Genomic DNA, 15,000 nt, shown 5'->3' with positions numbered 1-15,000 from the left:
ACGAGAGGACCGGGATGGACGCACCGCTGGTGTACCAGTTGTTCTGCCAAGGGCATAGCTGGGTAGCTATGTGCGGAAGGGATAAGTGCTGAAAGCATCTAAGCATGAAGCCCCCCTCAAGATGAGATTTCCCATAGCGTAAGCTAGTAAGATCCCTGAAAGATGATCAGGTTGATAGGTTCGAGGTGGAAGCATGGTGACATGTGGAGCTGACGAATACTAATAGATCGAGGACTTAACCATATAATATGAAGCAAATGTTATCTAGTTTTGAAGGAATATGCCTTCATAGTTTGGTGATGATGGCAGAGAGGTCACACCCGTTCCCATACCGAACACGGAAGTTAAGCTCTCTAGCGCCGATGGTAGTTGGGACCTTGTCCCTGTGAGAGTAGGACGTCGCCAAGCAAGCTTAAGACGAGTCAGGATGACTCGTCTTTTTTGTATGCTTTCATACCTCTATCGATTGCCTTTTTAACCGCTTCTAAATAGGAAAATCCATATTTTTGATCTGGTTCTAAGTAGGTTCCTTCTGCCCATTCGTTCCACGCATTGATAAATAAAAACTCACTGTTATAAAGAGAGTAAGTACGATGAATTTGCTTACTTAAATAGATTGCGAACTTTTCAGGAGTAGAACCTATAAAAATACTGCTATTTGAATTTTTGCGTCGTGCAGTGTTATCCCAATCAACGAAAGCTCCAGGGAATATTTTTTTCTTTGGAGGAAATCGCTTTAATATATACATCCATACTTTATCGTAGTCCCAAGCATTTAATTGCATACCAGACTCATATATTGTTTTATTTATGTCTGAAGAGCTATCATGGGCAATTGTATAAAATGGTTCAAACTGAATGCTAGCATCGAACCCATTTATATCAGGGAGTGGAAAACTGTTTAATGTTTCTGTAAAGTATATACCTTTTAACCCGTTTTCTCGTGCTAATGCATTCCAATAATTAAGCATTTTTTCACAATCAGGAATATGTCCCGGGCGATAAATAATGAATAGAGGTTTATCATCTATACGAATATATCTTTTATCTTGGAACGCTTGTAATAAATATTCAAAGTGCTCTTTCCAATCTGATACATCTCCATAATCTTGAGGCATTAATATATGTTTATCAAGACCATCCCAAGATCTTGTCCATGGCTCATTTGCCCAAGAAAGGCAAAATGGAAAATCTGGTTCCCCTATCTTAAGTACCTCATTAAAAGGTGTTTCTAATAGCCTCTTACCTTTAAACCAGTAGTGATAATAACAAAAACCATATATACCGTATGCTTTCGCGATTTCTGCTTGCCATTTTCTTACGGATGGGGTAGTTAAGTCATAATAAAAATCTTGATAAGGTTCCCTAGGTTGATAATGTCCTGAAAATAAAGGTTGTGCATTTTTAGTATTCGTCCATTCAGTAAAACCTTTACCCCACCAGCGATCATTTTCTTTTATTTGATGGAATTGTGGTAAGTAAAAAGCGATTATTTTCAAGCTATATCCCCCTTATGTTCTTCGAAGTTCAAGTGGTGGGAAGTTACTTTTGATTTTGTGGAGCAAGTTTAAAACGAGAGATTTTATATTCTCTTACTGTTTTTGTATGCTACGTATTGGATTTAGTTTTATAGTTTGCTTAATACGAGAGTCTTGGGTGCTCTCATATATATGTCTGAAATAAAAAGTATCATTCATCATGAAATTAAGCGGATTACTATGAACGAAAGAAGTTAATCTTTCTGGAGAACAAATAGGGCCTGTGGTAACCGGTTTACATCATCAAAAAAATCCCGCAGTTTTAGATACTTCTCATAATGCTTTTTAATATAGGTCATAGGTATAACAGTTTCTCCATAAAAGCTGCTATCTCTAACATCTCCTGCACCAGTAGGACTGTGTACAAAATTCCCATGTTCATAATCCGAGATAGCGCGATGTATATCTGGAAAAGCCTGAGATAAAGTTTTATGCCATCCTGTTTGAATTAATTCAGGGTGTTCCTTGAATTGTTGACAAAAATCGAGAAAATATCGTGCCTGTGTTGTTGCGATGAAGATTCCACCTGGACGCAGAATTCTTGAAAATTCTTTTATCCAATTTTCTGCAGTTTCTTCGGATAAATGTGAGAATACAGAATAAGCGAATATGATGTCTAATGAATTGTCACGAATAAATTCTACAGGAGGTTGTGGGCTTGCGGTTTTATATATCCCTCTTCCTAATGTTTCATTGCAAAGAGTAATCATGAAGGGGTCTACATCAATCCCAAGCAGATTTTCATCCCGAACATCTTTGAACAAGAAGCGTATAATTCGTCCCCAACCGCAACCAAAGTCTAAAACTTTACTTTCTTTATTCAAGGGAACCCCTAAATTTTGAGCGTATGTTTTTATATGACTATAAAACAAATATGCTTCATATAGGGCGTGTTCATAGGAAGCACCCACAAATTGTTTTTGGATTTCTTCAGGGGGGAACATAGGTACGGGTACACCGTTTATTGTTGTTTCTGAGCAACTTTGTATAAATAGATTTAGAAGTTCAACGTCAGATAATGGACTAACAAGGTTATCAAAATCACTTCCTAACTTAAAATTATTCATTTGTTAAACCTCCAAATTACATAATGATAAAATTTATTTACGATTTTTTTGTACTAATAAAAACATGCAAAAATTCAGCATCTAACCCTAATGATCTATCCTTTTGTAAATAAACAGTAGTATACATATTTGCCTGTGTGTAAATATATTCAATCATATCTAGCCCCCAATCAAATGTTACTAAAGACCCATTCTCATCGATAGGGTTTCCATGATAAGTGGGCTCTTCAATATGCTCAATTACTTCTTTATTCACTCTTGCTCTTTGCACAGTCTTTGTGAGTGTATGATACCAAGGGACAGTAAATACATGAGCACCACCAGGTTTTAATACTCGTTCTATTTCTTTAAATGCCTTGTTTGGCGTCATGACATGTTCAAAAACATCTTGAGTAATGAATAAATCAAAAGATTCACTGGGGAAGGTCATGTCTTCTAAATTTTCACATCTAATTCCTTGAAAGTATTGGCCGAGAGGATAGTTTTTAAAGTATTGAGAATATGTATAGTTTTTACAGTTTTTTATTAGTAGCTGAGTTGTAATTCCTCCAGGAGAGGATTCGTGGATATTATAGGAATTCCATTTTGGAAAAAATGTATTTAAAACATGGATTAAAGCTCGCTGCCTTGGTATAGATTGGCATGTAGAACATAAGTAATGATCTCTAAGCCAATCATTATGTTCTATAAATGTAGTTTCCTTCTCGCAAATAACGCAGTACCCAGTATTGTGTTTCAAATTGTCTTCCACATGACATCACTCCTGTTTTAAATGCAATGTATTGATGGATAGTATGACACACTTCAACAATCAAAGGAATCAAAGAGAGTGGCTGAAAATTAGGAAACTCATACAAGTACGATTGATAGAAGGGGATAACCAGCTGAGGGATAATCTCGCGCGAATTACAGTGTCAATTTATGCTATGCGAGACATTCGCTTTTATTCATTGAAGAATGTATAGACTTAAAATATCCCTTTCTTGTATGGATACATTTCAAAGTCCTGTGCATATATTTCTGTAACTAAATCCATAGTTTCTTTATCGTAAAAGCTTTTATATGTTGGAAATCGGGGGAAGGCTTCATCTGTAATGCTAAGTTCTGCATAGCTGCCTTCATACATCATCTTATGAGTGCGATGATGATCTGAATTCGTAAGTATGGCTAGGTCGGACTTAATTAAACCGTATTCGTCTTCTATTTTGGGAATTTGCTTATTAAAATCTTCTAAAGGTATGTAGCGTTGGATGAAGGCTTCTTCCCCCTGAACATATTGCTGACTAAAATGTATATCCATTACTAGGGAGTTGGGACCAAGTGCTTGAACGTAATATAAAAATTGTTTAAATGATATTCCTTCATTACTATATTTGTCATTATAAAAACATTTTCGGATACTTTCCCATTGTGGGCTAGCATATGGATTGTCAGCAAGTAATAGAAATGAGCTAACGGCCCTTGTATAGGGATTTCGTACGAGTTTACAAACATCTTTTTTCCCTTTTAGAAGAACATTTTGTAACTCAGGTATGTAATTTTCTTTGTTTTTGTATACCCAGAACTCATAGTAATGAATAAAGTCATTGTATTTCTTTGCTTCAGTATATAATCCAATTTGAAAAAAGAACCAATTAGCTAATGTGGTGCATCCGCTTCTATGACTCCAAAATAGTATAAGGGGAAAGTCTTTATGGAAGTGTGGAATTCGATCTTTATGTAGAATTACGTGGTTTAAAAGTTTTTGATTTATATTTTTCATGAGTTCTGTACTCCTTTTTCGAGAGTTTTGTGTATGTAGAAGCTTCTTTAAATGGAATACACGAGTGGAAATATAGGAAGAGAAGGTTGATTTTTTATTAATAAACTATATTCATGGGGATGAGTAAATATTATGAGTGTTTTTTCGGACACTTTAGATAAGGTAGTGATTCTAAAATGAAAATATAAAATAAAGATAATGAAAATGTATAAGGGGCATACAATTACAAGAGGATGAATAATAAAAATGATCGAGTTCATGTATTTGCATTTCTAGGTGTGACGAGTAAAAAATTTGCTTACTAGAGAGAGGATATTATGAGGAAGAATAATTATTTAATAGTAGGTGGAAATAGTTTCATTGGTATTAACCTCACGTTAGGTTTATTAGAACAGGGGCAAAATGTAAAAGTATTTTCCAGGCATATAAATAATTTCCCTCGAAATATTATAAATGAAGTTGAATTTATTACAGGTGATTTAGAAAATGTTGAAGATATATATAAAGCTTTAGTGAATGTGGATATTATTATTTATTTAGCTGCGACGTCTAATGTAGCAACTTCCATCGAAGATATTTTTGGGGATATTAACAGTAGCCTTTTTTTTCTTAATTTCATGGAAAGTGTTAAAGATTTTCGTATTAAAAAAATTGTATTAGCATCTTCAGGGGGTACAGTTTATGGGGAACCTGAATATTTGCCTATTGATGAGAAGCATCCGTTGAAACCACTTTCTCCATATGGAATCACAAAAGTTTCGCTTGAGAATTATTTGTATTTTTATAAGCGAAACTACGGCATCGACTATGTTGTATGTAGATACTCTAATCCATATGGGAAATATCAAAATCCTTTAAAGAAAGTTGGGGCAATAAATTGTTTTTTGTACCAACATCTTAGTAATGAAAGGATTAATATATACGGGAATCCACAAGAGATTATTAGAGATTATATTTATATCGATGATTTAGTTGAAATTACTATACAACTATCACAATTAAATCGATTGAAATCTTGTGTATATAATATAGGAAGTGGCAAAGGTCTTTCTTTAAAACGAATTATAGTGGAATTGGAGAAAATAACAGAAAGAAAAGTAGACTTTATCTGTTATAAACCAAAACAAGAAAATGTTCAAAAAATCATTTTAAATATAGATAAGGTGAGACAAGAATTTAATTGGGAACCTAAAATAGATTTCAAAAGTGGAATTAGATTAAATAAGTTATGGATTGAAGAGTTCTTATATAGTAAAAAATAATAAACCATGCTCTACTTATATAAGCAGAGCATGGTTTATTATTTTATTTCTTTTTTTATTACCCAAAGATCTTGATGATCCCACCAAAACCCTTCAGTGTATTTTTTAATGATAGGGTTATAGGGTAATAACTTAATTTTGTCACACACGTAAGAGGGGCTAACTATCGTTTGGACATATTGGTTAACATCTAAATCGAATTGTTCACTAGAAGGAAGGAACCAATAGCCTTGTTCATTTAAATTTGGAAATCCAAAGTATTTTTTACTTTGATACCCATGGGTGGTGAAAATGAATAAACCACCAGGTGAAACAGCACTATACAATGTTTGAAGCCAACGAAACCAAGTTGTATCAGGCATATGAGAAAAAAAGGATAGACAAAAAACAATATCGTACGTAGAAGTTTCCAATTTTAAATGTTCAAGTATGTTTTTAGGTATTTTCTATATGTATACATCTTCATTTTAGAAATATCGTCGATAGTAAAGTTCTTTTTAATGAAATTCTGCATTTGTACAACTTCATTATAATGAGAATATGAATCTTCTGTTTTCGTTACACTATTTGTATGTCGTCTATGATAGTTTAGGGACTTTGGATTAAAGTGAATATGTCCCTCTTGCAGGATGGAAACATAGAAAAACCAATCACCAGCAATTTTAAATTTTGCTAGTTGTTTTTCTGTGTTTTTTATATCTATGTTTTTAAACACTACACTTGAGACATTAGGTATAGTGTTTTTAATAAGTAACGTATCTTGTATTTCATCTATGCCTTTTCGAAAATAGGGGGTTTTCCATTTTTCTTTATCGATATCATTTGTGTAATTTAAATAATGATCAGCTATTACATTTCCTTGTTCGTCTATTTGTTTTGATTGTGTGTAGCTTAAGGTAACCTTGTTATTTATATGAAATCCATGTATCACCTCTTGTAAAAATGTCTTCTCACATAAGTCATCTGATTCTGCGATCCAAATATAATCACCGGTTGCTTCGGAGATTCCTTTTATCCATTGTTTAAATACAGAACCAGAGTTTTTTTCGTTAATAATTCGTTGAACTTTCAGATGAGGCTTATTTTCTTTTGAGAGCAGCTTTTCAAATGTTGATACGCTATTGTCAGTAGAGGCGTCGTCTAGGAAAATTAGTTCGTAAAGGGGGTAGGTTTGGTTTAATATTGATCTGACTCGGTCAGGTAAGTAGTGTTCATAATTATAGTTTGGTACAATTACACTTATTTTTTTGTAATTATGTTCGAGAAGCGCTAATAATTGATAAATGTAATTAAGAAAATTAAAGTTTTTTTCAATGAGCTCTTGGCCAAAGCTCCCCTTTTGTAAGCGTAACTCTTCATCTCCAATAAGTTCATATATTCTTTCGACCATTTTTGGTAAGTTTAAAAAGTCTACTAAGGCACCGGTTTTTTCTGTAACAACATCCTCAAAACCTCCAGCATTTTTAAAACCTATCACAGGAACCTTTGTATCTAATGCTTCTAAAACAACATTTGGAAAAGGGTCTTCCCTTGAGGTTAATAAATATAAATCAGCCCCGGCATTATATAAACCGATATCTGGAGTAGGATCAACTAATGTGAAATGTGCTTTATATCTTGGTGATAGAGTATCCATGAGGTGAACATCTGTTCTCCCTACCCAAATAAAATGAATATTAGTATGAACCTTTCTTACTGAGTAAGCAATAAATGAGAATAAATCTATTCCTTTTCGATAATCGGCGAAACCTACACCTAAAACAATTTTACTATCTAGAGGCAGGTTGAGTTTTTTGCGTAATTCATTTCTAGCCACTGTAATATTATTCTTATAAGGATTGTGGTTAAATAAACCTTGAGGGAGAATGTGACATTTTTGATGATCTAATTGCGTGATTGTAAGGAATTTTTCATATACGTATTGTGAAGGGAAGACAATTTTGTAAGCAGATTCAGCAATGTTTCTAGCTTTTCCTTCGGCAGAGTACTGTTGTATTAAATGCGGTAATTCATGTATTAACGAAATAACTTTTATATTGTGCCTAGCTAGTAATGCAACCATATCACCACTTATGACCGTACTGCATATGGCAATGGTATAGTCTTGTGATAATAAAGTCTTTATTAATAATTCGACCGTTTCTTCCGTGGGGTAGTCTTCCTCTAAGCAATAAACAGGACCATATTTTTGAAAATCGGGGATTAAAATGCCTGATCCAATAGAAATAATTGCGACGGAGTAATCGAAGTTTTCTTTAAGAGCTTTAATAGTATGTAAAGAAAGCAGCTGTGCTCCGTGGAAATGGGCATCATGGGATACATAAATGATTTTCTTATTAACATGCATTTCATAACGCCTCCTAAGTTTATTAGATTTCTTTACCTTTCTATCGACTTAGTAAAGGAAAAGAAGATAAGGAAGTATTTTATTTATAATCCCCCTAGAGATAAGCGAGAGGGGGAAATGGTAATTTTAGCTCGGGTGCACTACTACCCTTAATATATATTTACTTAGTCTGACATTCATTCTTTAGAAAAGTATTAGTATTAAGCTAAAGGTTATAAATTGCCGATTATTAATTTAACTAAAGGAGTTTTAGAATCTCTAGGGATGGATTAGAAATTAAGAGGTTTATAATTTATAAAATAAAAAACATAAAAGGTATTGACGATTAAGGATTAGAAGTGTAATATAGAACAAGTCGCCGATGCAATAACGCAGAAAACGACAAACGAAACAAAAAACTTAGTTGACATTGAAACATGAAGATGTTAACATAAGGGAGTCGCAAATGAGCGACCAAGTAGTTCTTTGAAAACTGAACGAAACAAACAACGTGAAACGTCAATTTTTATTTTTAGATGCTAGACAAACTAACTTTATTGGAGAGTTTGATCCTGGCTCAGGATGAACGCTGGCGGCGTGCCTAATACATGCAAGTCGAGCGAATGGATTGAGAGCTTGCTCTCAAGAAGTTAGCGGCGGACGGGTGAGTAACACGTGGGTAACCTGCCCATAAGACTGGGATAACTCCGGGAAACCGGGGCTAATACCGGATAACATTTTGAACTGCATGGTTCGAAATTGAAAGGCGGCTTCGGCTGTCACTTATGGATGGACCCGCGTCGCATTAGCTAGTTGGTGAGGTAACGGCTCACCAAGGCAACGATGCGTAGCCGACCTGAGAGGGTGATCGGCCACACTGGGACTGAGACACGGCCCAGACTCCTACGGGAGGCAGCAGTAGGGAATCTTCCGCAATGGACGAAAGTCTGACGGAGCAACGCCGCGTGAGTGATGAAGGCTTTCGGGTCGTAAAACTCTGTTGTTAGGGAAGAACAAGTGCTAGTTGAATAAGCTGGCACCTTGACGGTACCTAACCAGAAAGCCACGGCTAACTACGTGCCAGCAGCCGCGGTAATACGTAGGTGGCAAGCGTTATCCGGAATTATTGGGCGTAAAGCGCGCGCAGGTGGTTTCTTAAGTCTGATGTGAAAGCCCACGGCTCAACCGTGGAGGGTCATTGGAAACTGGGAGACTTGAGTGCAGAAGAGGAAAGTGGAATTCCATGTGTAGCGGTGAAATGCGTAGAGATATGGAGGAACACCAGTGGCGAAGGCGACTTTCTGGTCTGTAACTGACACTGAGGCGCGAAAGCGTGGGGAGCAAACAGGATTAGATACCCTGGTAGTCCACGCCGTAAACGATGAGTGCTAAGTGTTAGAGGGTTTCCGCCCTTTAGTGCTGAAGTTAACGCATTAAGCACTCCGCCTGGGGAGTACGGCCGCAAGGCTGAAACTCAAAGGAATTGACGGGGGCCCGCACAAGCGGTGGAGCATGTGGTTTAATTCGAAGCAACGCGAAGAACCTTACCAGGTCTTGACATCCTCTGAAAACCCTAGAGATAGGGCTTCTCCTTCGGGAGCAGAGTGACAGGTGGTGCATGGTTGTCGTCAGCTCGTGTCGTGAGATGTTGGGTTAAGTCCCGCAACGAGCGCAACCCTTGATCTTAGTTGCCATCATTAAGTTGGGCACTCTAAGGTGACTGCCGGTGACAAACCGGAGGAAGGTGGGGATGACGTCAAATCATCATGCCCCTTATGACCTGGGCTACACACGTGCTACAATGGACGGTACAAAGAGCTGCAAGACCGCGAGGTGGAGCTAATCTCATAAAACCGTTCTCAGTTCGGATTGTAGGCTGCAACTCGCCTACATGAAGCTGGAATCGCTAGTAATCGCGGATCAGCATGCCGCGGTGAATACGTTCCCGGGCCTTGTACACACCGCCCGTCACACCACGAGAGTTTGTAACACCCGAAGTCGGTGGGGTAACCTTTTTGGAGCCAGCCGCCTAAGGTGGGACAGATGATTGGGGTGAAGTCGTAACAAGGTAGCCGTATCGGAAGGTGCGGCTGGATCACCTCCTTTCTATGGAGAATTGATGAACGCTGTTCATCAATATAAGTTTCCGTGTTTCGTTTTGTTCAGTTTTGAGAGAACTATCTCTCATATATAAATGTATGTTCTTTGAAAACTAGATAACAGTGTAGCTCATATTTTTTTAATTTTAGTTTGGTTAAGTTAGAAAGGGCGCACGGTGGATGCCTTGACACTAGGAGTCGATGAAGGACGGGACTAACGCCGATATGCTTCGGGGAGCTGTAAGTAAGCTTTGATCCGAAGATTTCCGAATGGGGAAACCCACTATACGTAATGGTATGGTATCCTTACCTGAATACATAGGGTATGGAAGACAGACCCAGGGAACTGAAACATCTAAGTACCTGGAGGAAGAGAAAGCAAATGCGATTTCCTGAGTAGCGGCGAGCGAAACGGAATCTAGCCCAAACCAAGAGGCTTGCCTCTTGGGGTTGTAGGACATTCTATACGGAGTTACAAAGGAACGAGGTAGACGAAGCGACCTGGAAAGGTCCGTCGTAGAGGGTAACAACCCCGTAGTCGAAACTTCGTTCTCTCTTGAATGTATCCTGAGTACGGCGGAACACGTGAAATTCCGTCGGAATCTGGGAGGACCATCTCCCAAGGCTAAATACTCCCTAGTGATCGATAGTGAACCAGTACCGTGAGGGAAAGGTGAAAAGCACCCCGGAAGGGGAGTGAAAGAGATCCTGAAACCGTGTGCCTACAAATAGTCAGAGCCCGTTAATGGGTGATGGCGTGCCTTTTGTAGAATGAACCGGCGAGTTACGATCCCGTGCGAGGTTAAGTTGAAGAGACGGAGCCGCAGCGAAAGCGAGTCTGAATAGGGCGTTTAGTACGTGGTCGTAGACCCGAAACCAGGTGATCTACCCATGTCCAGGGTGAAGTTCAGGTAACACTGAATGGAGGCCCGAACCCACGCACGTTGAAAAGTGCGGGGATGAGGTGTGGGTAGCGGAGAAATTCCAATCGAACCTGGAGATAGCTGGTTCTCCCCGAAATAGCTTTAGGGCTAGCCTTAAGTGTAAGAGTCTTGGAGGTAGAGCACTGATTGAACTAGGGGTCCTCATCGGATTACCGAATTCAGTCAAACTCCGAATGCCAATGACTTATCCTTAGGAGTCAGACTGCGAGTGATAAGATCCGTAGTCAAGAGGGAAACAGCCCAGATCGCCAGCTAAGGTCCCAAAGTGTGTATTAAGTGGAAAAGGATGTGGAGTTGCTTAGACAACTAGGATGTTGGCTTAGAAGCAGCCACCATTTAAAGAGTGCGTAATAGCTCACTAGTCGAGTGACTCTGCGCCGAAAATGTACCGGGGCTAAATACACCACCGAAGCTGCGAATTGATACCAATGGTATCAGTGGTAGGGGAGCGTTCTAAGTGCAGTGAAGTCAGACCGGAAGGACTGGTGGAGCGCTTAGAAGTGAGAATGCCGGTATGAGTAGCGAAAGACGGGTGAGAATCCCGTCCACCGAATGCCTAAGGTTTCCTGAGGAAGGCTCGTCCGCTCAGGGTTAGTCAGGACCTAAGCCGAGGCCGACAGGCGTAGGCGATGGACAACAGGTTGATATTCCTGTACCACCTCTTTATCGTTTGAGCAATGGAGGGACGCAGAAGGATAGAAGAAGCGTGCGATTGGTTGTGCACGTCCAAGCAGTTAGGCTGATAAGTAGGCAAATCCGCTTATCGTGAAGGCTGAGCTGTGATGGGGAAGCTCCTTATGGAGCGAAGTCTTTGATTCCCCGCTGCCAAGAAAAGCTTCTAGCGAGATAAAAGGTGCCTGTACCGCAAACCGACACAGGTAGGCGAGGAGAGAATCCTAAGGTGTGCGAGAGAACTCTGGTTAAGGAACTCGGCAAAATGACCCCGTAACTTCGGGAGAAGGGGTGCTTTCTTAACGGAAAGCCGCAGTGAATAGGCCCAAGCGACTGTTTAGCAAAAACACAGGTCTCTGCGAAGCCGTAAGGCGAAGTATAGGGGCTGACACCTGCCCGGTGCTGGAAGGTTAAGGAGAGGGGTTAGCGTAAGCGAAGCTCTGAACTGAAGCCCCAGTAAACGGCGGCCGTAACTATAACGGTCCTAAGGTAGCGAAATTCCTTGTCGGGTAAGTTCCGACCCGCACGAAAGGTGTAACGATTTGGGCACTGTCTCAACCAGAGACTCGGTGAAATTATAGTACCTGTGAAGATGCAGGTTACCCGCGACAGGACGGAAAGACCCCGTGGAGCTTTACTGTAGCCTGATATTGAATTTTGGTACAGTTTGTACAGGATAGGCGGGAGCCATTGAAACCGGAGCGCTAGCTTCGGTGGAGGCGCTGGTGGGATACCGCCCTGACTGTATTGAAATTCTAACCTACGGGTCTTATCGACCCGGGAGACAGTGTCAGGTGGGCAGTTTGACTGGGGCGGTCGCCTCCTAAAGTGTAACGGAGGCGCCCAAAGGTTCCCTCAGAATGGTTGGAAATCATTCGTAGAGTGCAAAGGCATAAGGGAGCTTGACTGCGAGACCTACAAGTCGAGCAGGGACGAAAGTCGGGCTTAGTGATCCGGTGGTTCCGCATGGAAGGGCCATCGCTCAACGGATAAAAGCTACCCCGGGGATAACAGGCTTATCTCCCCCAAGAGTCCACATCGACGGGGAGGTTTGGCACCTCGATGTCGGCTCATCGCATCCTGGGGCTGTAGTCGGTCCCAAGGGTTGGGCTGTTCGCCCATTAAAGCGGTACGCGAGCTGGGTTCAGAACGTCGTGAGACAGTTCGGTCCCTATCCGTCGTGGGCGTAGGAAATTTGAGAGGAGCTGTCCTTAGTACGAGAGGACCGGGATGGACGCACCGCTGGTGTACCAGTTGTTCTGCCAAGGGCATAGCTGGGTAGCTATGTGCGGAAGGGATAAGTGCTGAAAGCATCTAAGCATGAAGCCCCCCTCAAGATGAGATTTCCCATAGCGTAAGCTAGTAAGATCCCTGAAAGATGATCAGGTTGATAGGTTCGAGGTGGAAGCATGGTGACATGTGGAGCTGACGAATACTAATAGATCGAGGACTTAACCATATAATATGTAGCAAATGTTATCTAGTTTTGAAGGAATATGCCTTCAATAGTTTGGTGATGATGGCAGAGAGGTCACACCCGTTCCCATACCGAACACGGAAGTTAAGCTCTCTAGCGCCGATGGTAGTTGGGACCTTGTCCCTGTGAGAGTAGGACGTCGCCAAGCAAAAACCTAAGTCGATTCGACTTAGGTTTTTTTATGTTTATTTTTATTTATCAGCTGTTATAATCTATAATTTTAATAGTCCTAAAGAAGAAAAAAGATAAAATAGAAACGATATAAAGTGATAAGAAGGTTATAAAGTAATATATTTAAATGTAAATTAAAGGTAAGAATTACCTTTTGCATGAATTTAGTTGTAAAATGAACAAAAAAATTTTTACTCTTACATAACCTCTTTGTTTTTTTAGGGTTTTACATAAGGCTGAATCTATAATTAAGGTAGTTAACATATATTTTTGATGGGTGTGGGGGATTATGAAAGAAATATGCATGTTATTAGTGGCTGTTATATTATGGGGGACAGCCATTGCGCCAACGAAATGGGCGTTAGAATCTATTCAACCGTTTACTTTGTTGTTTATTCGTCTTTTCTTTGCGGGTGGAATTTGTATGCTATTCTCATTTAAACAACTACAAAAATCAGTTGTACATAAAAAAGTTCCATGGAAAAGAATGAGTTTGTTAGCTTTTACCGGTGTAGCTGGATATTTTATGTTTACATCCTACGGCATTTCTTTAACAAGTGGATTACATGTTAGTATCATAGATGCTGCATTACCATTAGTTACAATTCTATTTTCAGCATTCTTTTTGAAAGAGAAAATTCGGTTGAATTATTGGATAGGAATTATATTGGGGGCTATAGGAGTACTCTTTATTACGATTCCATCTAAAGGTGTTGATCAAGAAGTATCTTTAATAGGAGATGTACTTATATTATTGAGCACTTTTCTATTTGCTTTCTACACAGTTTTGTTAAAACGACCAAAACAAGAACAGTATTTATCAAATGAGGTATTTACCACATTAACTTTAATTATCGGAGCTGTTATTCTATTGCCGTTTGCCTTGGTAGAAATTCTTTATTACGGTTTCCCAAAGATTGAAACTTGGAAAACGGGATTTAGTGTAATGTACCTTGTTATTGGAGCAACAATTTTAGCATATTGGTTCTGGAATAAAGCGCTAGAGAGAGTTTCTGCATCAGTAAGTGGATTATATTTAAATGCATTACCGTTAATAAGCATTGTTACTTCAATTATCCTATTAAATGAATCTCTGACATGGAGGGTAATAATGGGGGCAAGTCTAGTTTTAATTGGAGTAGGATGGGCGGATAAGCAAAAAATACGTAATCTATTAAAAGGTAATAAGGTGTAGAGTCGGGACTGTTAAACAGTATGTTTTATATAATTAAAAATGTTAAAAAGATACCTTATATATATGAGGTATCTTTTTATATTTAGCAAAGAAAATAGACTGAAATTAGTATGGATATTCTTTGCTATATCTATATGTATCGAAATCATTTTGAAATATTGTTTGAACGAGCTGCATACACTCAGTATCGTAAAAACTTTCGAAAGTAGGATGGCGAGGGAATAAAGGATTCGTAATATCGGCTTCACTAAAATCCCCTTTATAAATCATGGTGGGAGTTTGATGATGCCAAGATGTTGAGAACTCATTTATTGGTGCAACTTTTAATTCGAAACGCTTTTCTAATTCTTTCATTTCCTGATTGAAGTTTTCTAAGTATATATAATTGGTCACATATTCTTCTTCACCAGTTATATATTGTTGTGTGAAATGTGGGTTAATGTCATCTGCTTGAGCACCTTTAATAAATAAGTAGTATAGAAATTGT

Annotated in this window: 8 protein-coding genes, 5 rRNA genes and 1 pseudogene (2 of these 14 only partly in view); 7 read left to right on the top strand and 7 right to left on the bottom strand. The window is 38.9% G+C overall.

Translation table 11 applies throughout. The features are described from left to right. Positions 1 to 243 (top strand): 23S ribosomal RNA (locus tag A6J74_RS15405); it begins 2,679 nt to the left of the window's first position. 49 nt (positions 244 to 292) lie between these two features. After that, a 5S ribosomal RNA gene (gene rrf / locus A6J74_RS15400) occupies positions 293 to 408 on the top strand. A gap of 14 nt (positions 409 to 422) precedes the next feature. Here rrf (A6J74_RS15400) and A6J74_RS15395 read toward each other — a convergent pair. From A6J74_RS15395 to A6J74_RS15380, 4 genes are all read right to left on the bottom strand, one after another. Beyond that, positions 423 to 1,499 (bottom strand): glycosyltransferase WbsX family protein, encoded by a 1,077-nt coding sequence (locus A6J74_RS15395; protein ID WP_000690967.1) that lies wholly within the window; start codon positions 1,497 to 1,499, stop codon positions 423 to 425. Between the two features lie 233 nt (positions 1,500 to 1,732). Next, entirely contained in the window at positions 1,733 to 2,605 is an 873-nt protein-coding gene (locus tag A6J74_RS15390; protein WP_001058697.1) for a class I SAM-dependent methyltransferase, read from the bottom strand. Positions 2,606 to 2,642: 37 nt separating this feature from the next. After that, a complete protein-coding gene (locus A6J74_RS15385; RefSeq protein ID WP_000389969.1) occupies positions 2,643 to 3,356 on the bottom strand; it encodes a class I SAM-dependent methyltransferase in 714 nt (237 codons plus the stop codon). Between the two features lie 216 nt (positions 3,357 to 3,572). Beyond that, positions 3,573 to 4,367: a sulfotransferase family 2 domain-containing protein gene (locus A6J74_RS15380; RefSeq protein ID WP_000790071.1), complete on the bottom strand. Its 795-nt coding sequence runs from the start codon at positions 4,365 to 4,367 to the stop codon at positions 3,573 to 3,575. 317 nt (positions 4,368 to 4,684) lie between these two features. Between A6J74_RS15380 and A6J74_RS15375 the strand changes: the two genes are divergently transcribed. Further along, complete coding sequence (locus tag A6J74_RS15375) at positions 4,685 to 5,629, top strand: NAD-dependent epimerase/dehydratase family protein (protein WP_001230838.1); 945 nt, start codon at positions 4,685 to 4,687, stop codon at positions 5,627 to 5,629. Positions 5,630 to 5,667: 38 nt separating this feature from the next. Here A6J74_RS15375 and A6J74_RS15370 read toward each other — a convergent pair. Together A6J74_RS15370 and A6J74_RS15365 are read right to left on the bottom strand one after the other, a co-directional pair. Next, positions 5,668 to 6,054, bottom strand: a pseudogene (locus A6J74_RS15370) (class I SAM-dependent methyltransferase); the annotation flags it as partial. Beyond that, positions 6,045 to 7,976: a glycosyltransferase gene (locus tag A6J74_RS15365; RefSeq protein WP_000558359.1), complete on the bottom strand. Its 1,932-nt coding sequence runs from the start codon at positions 7,974 to 7,976 to the stop codon at positions 6,045 to 6,047. The gene A6J74_RS15365 and the pseudogene A6J74_RS15370, both read right to left, overlap by 10 nt. A 533-nt stretch (positions 7,977 to 8,509) precedes the next feature. Here A6J74_RS15365 and A6J74_RS15360 point away from each other — a divergent pair. The 4 genes from A6J74_RS15360 (at position 8,510) to A6J74_RS15345 (ending at position 14,513) form a co-directional block, all read left to right on the top strand. Further along, positions 8,510 to 10,061: ribosomal RNA gene (locus A6J74_RS15360) — 16S ribosomal RNA — on the top strand. A 146-nt stretch (positions 10,062 to 10,207) separates the two neighbouring features. Continuing rightward, a 23S ribosomal RNA gene (locus A6J74_RS15355) occupies positions 10,208 to 13,129 on the top strand. 50 nt (positions 13,130 to 13,179) lie between these two features. Next, positions 13,180 to 13,295: ribosomal RNA gene (rrf, locus tag A6J74_RS15350) — 5S ribosomal RNA — on the top strand. The 16S, 23S and 5S rRNA genes sit together here, the layout of an rRNA operon. 312 nt (positions 13,296 to 13,607) lie before the next feature. After that, positions 13,608 to 14,513 (top strand): DMT family transporter, encoded by a 906-nt coding sequence (locus A6J74_RS15345; protein WP_000658279.1) that lies wholly within the window; start codon positions 13,608 to 13,610, stop codon positions 14,511 to 14,513. A gap of 105 nt (positions 14,514 to 14,618) precedes the next feature. Here A6J74_RS15345 and A6J74_RS15340 read toward each other — a convergent pair whose 3' ends face one another. Then, a protein-coding gene (locus A6J74_RS15340) for a sulfotransferase family 2 domain-containing protein (RefSeq protein WP_000460468.1) crosses the window boundary here: on the bottom strand, positions 14,619 to 15,000 show its 3' end. The gene runs 410 nt beyond the window's last position; only the last 382 of its 792 coding nucleotides appear in the window; its start codon lies off the right edge, out of view; it ends in the stop codon at positions 14,619 to 14,621.

Source organism: Bacillus sp. FDAARGOS_235 (assembly GCF_002073415.2).
In the GTDB taxonomy this organism is placed as follows: domain Bacteria; phylum Bacillota; class Bacilli; order Bacillales; family Bacillaceae_G; genus Bacillus_A; species Bacillus_A toyonensis.
The sequence above is the reverse complement of the archived record's forward strand: the minus strand, read 5'-3'. Positions and strand labels throughout refer to the sequence as shown.

Coding starts and splice junctions, on each gene's coding strand:
- A6J74_RS15390 (WP_001058697.1), bottom strand. CDS start 2,605: ATGAATAATTTTAAGTTAGGAAGTGATTTTGATAACCTTGTTAGTCCA.
- A6J74_RS15345 (WP_000658279.1), top strand. CDS start 13,608: ATGAAAGAAATATGCATGTTATTAGTGGCTGTTATATTATGGGGGACA.
- A6J74_RS15365 (WP_000558359.1), bottom strand. CDS start 7,976: ATGCATGTTAATAAGAAAATCATTTATGTATCCCATGATGCCCATTTC.
- A6J74_RS15380 (WP_000790071.1), bottom strand. CDS start 4,367: ATGAAAAATATAAATCAAAAACTTTTAAACCACGTAATTCTACATAAA.
- A6J74_RS15375 (WP_001230838.1), top strand. CDS start 4,685: ATGAGGAAGAATAATTATTTAATAGTAGGTGGAAATAGTTTCATTGGT.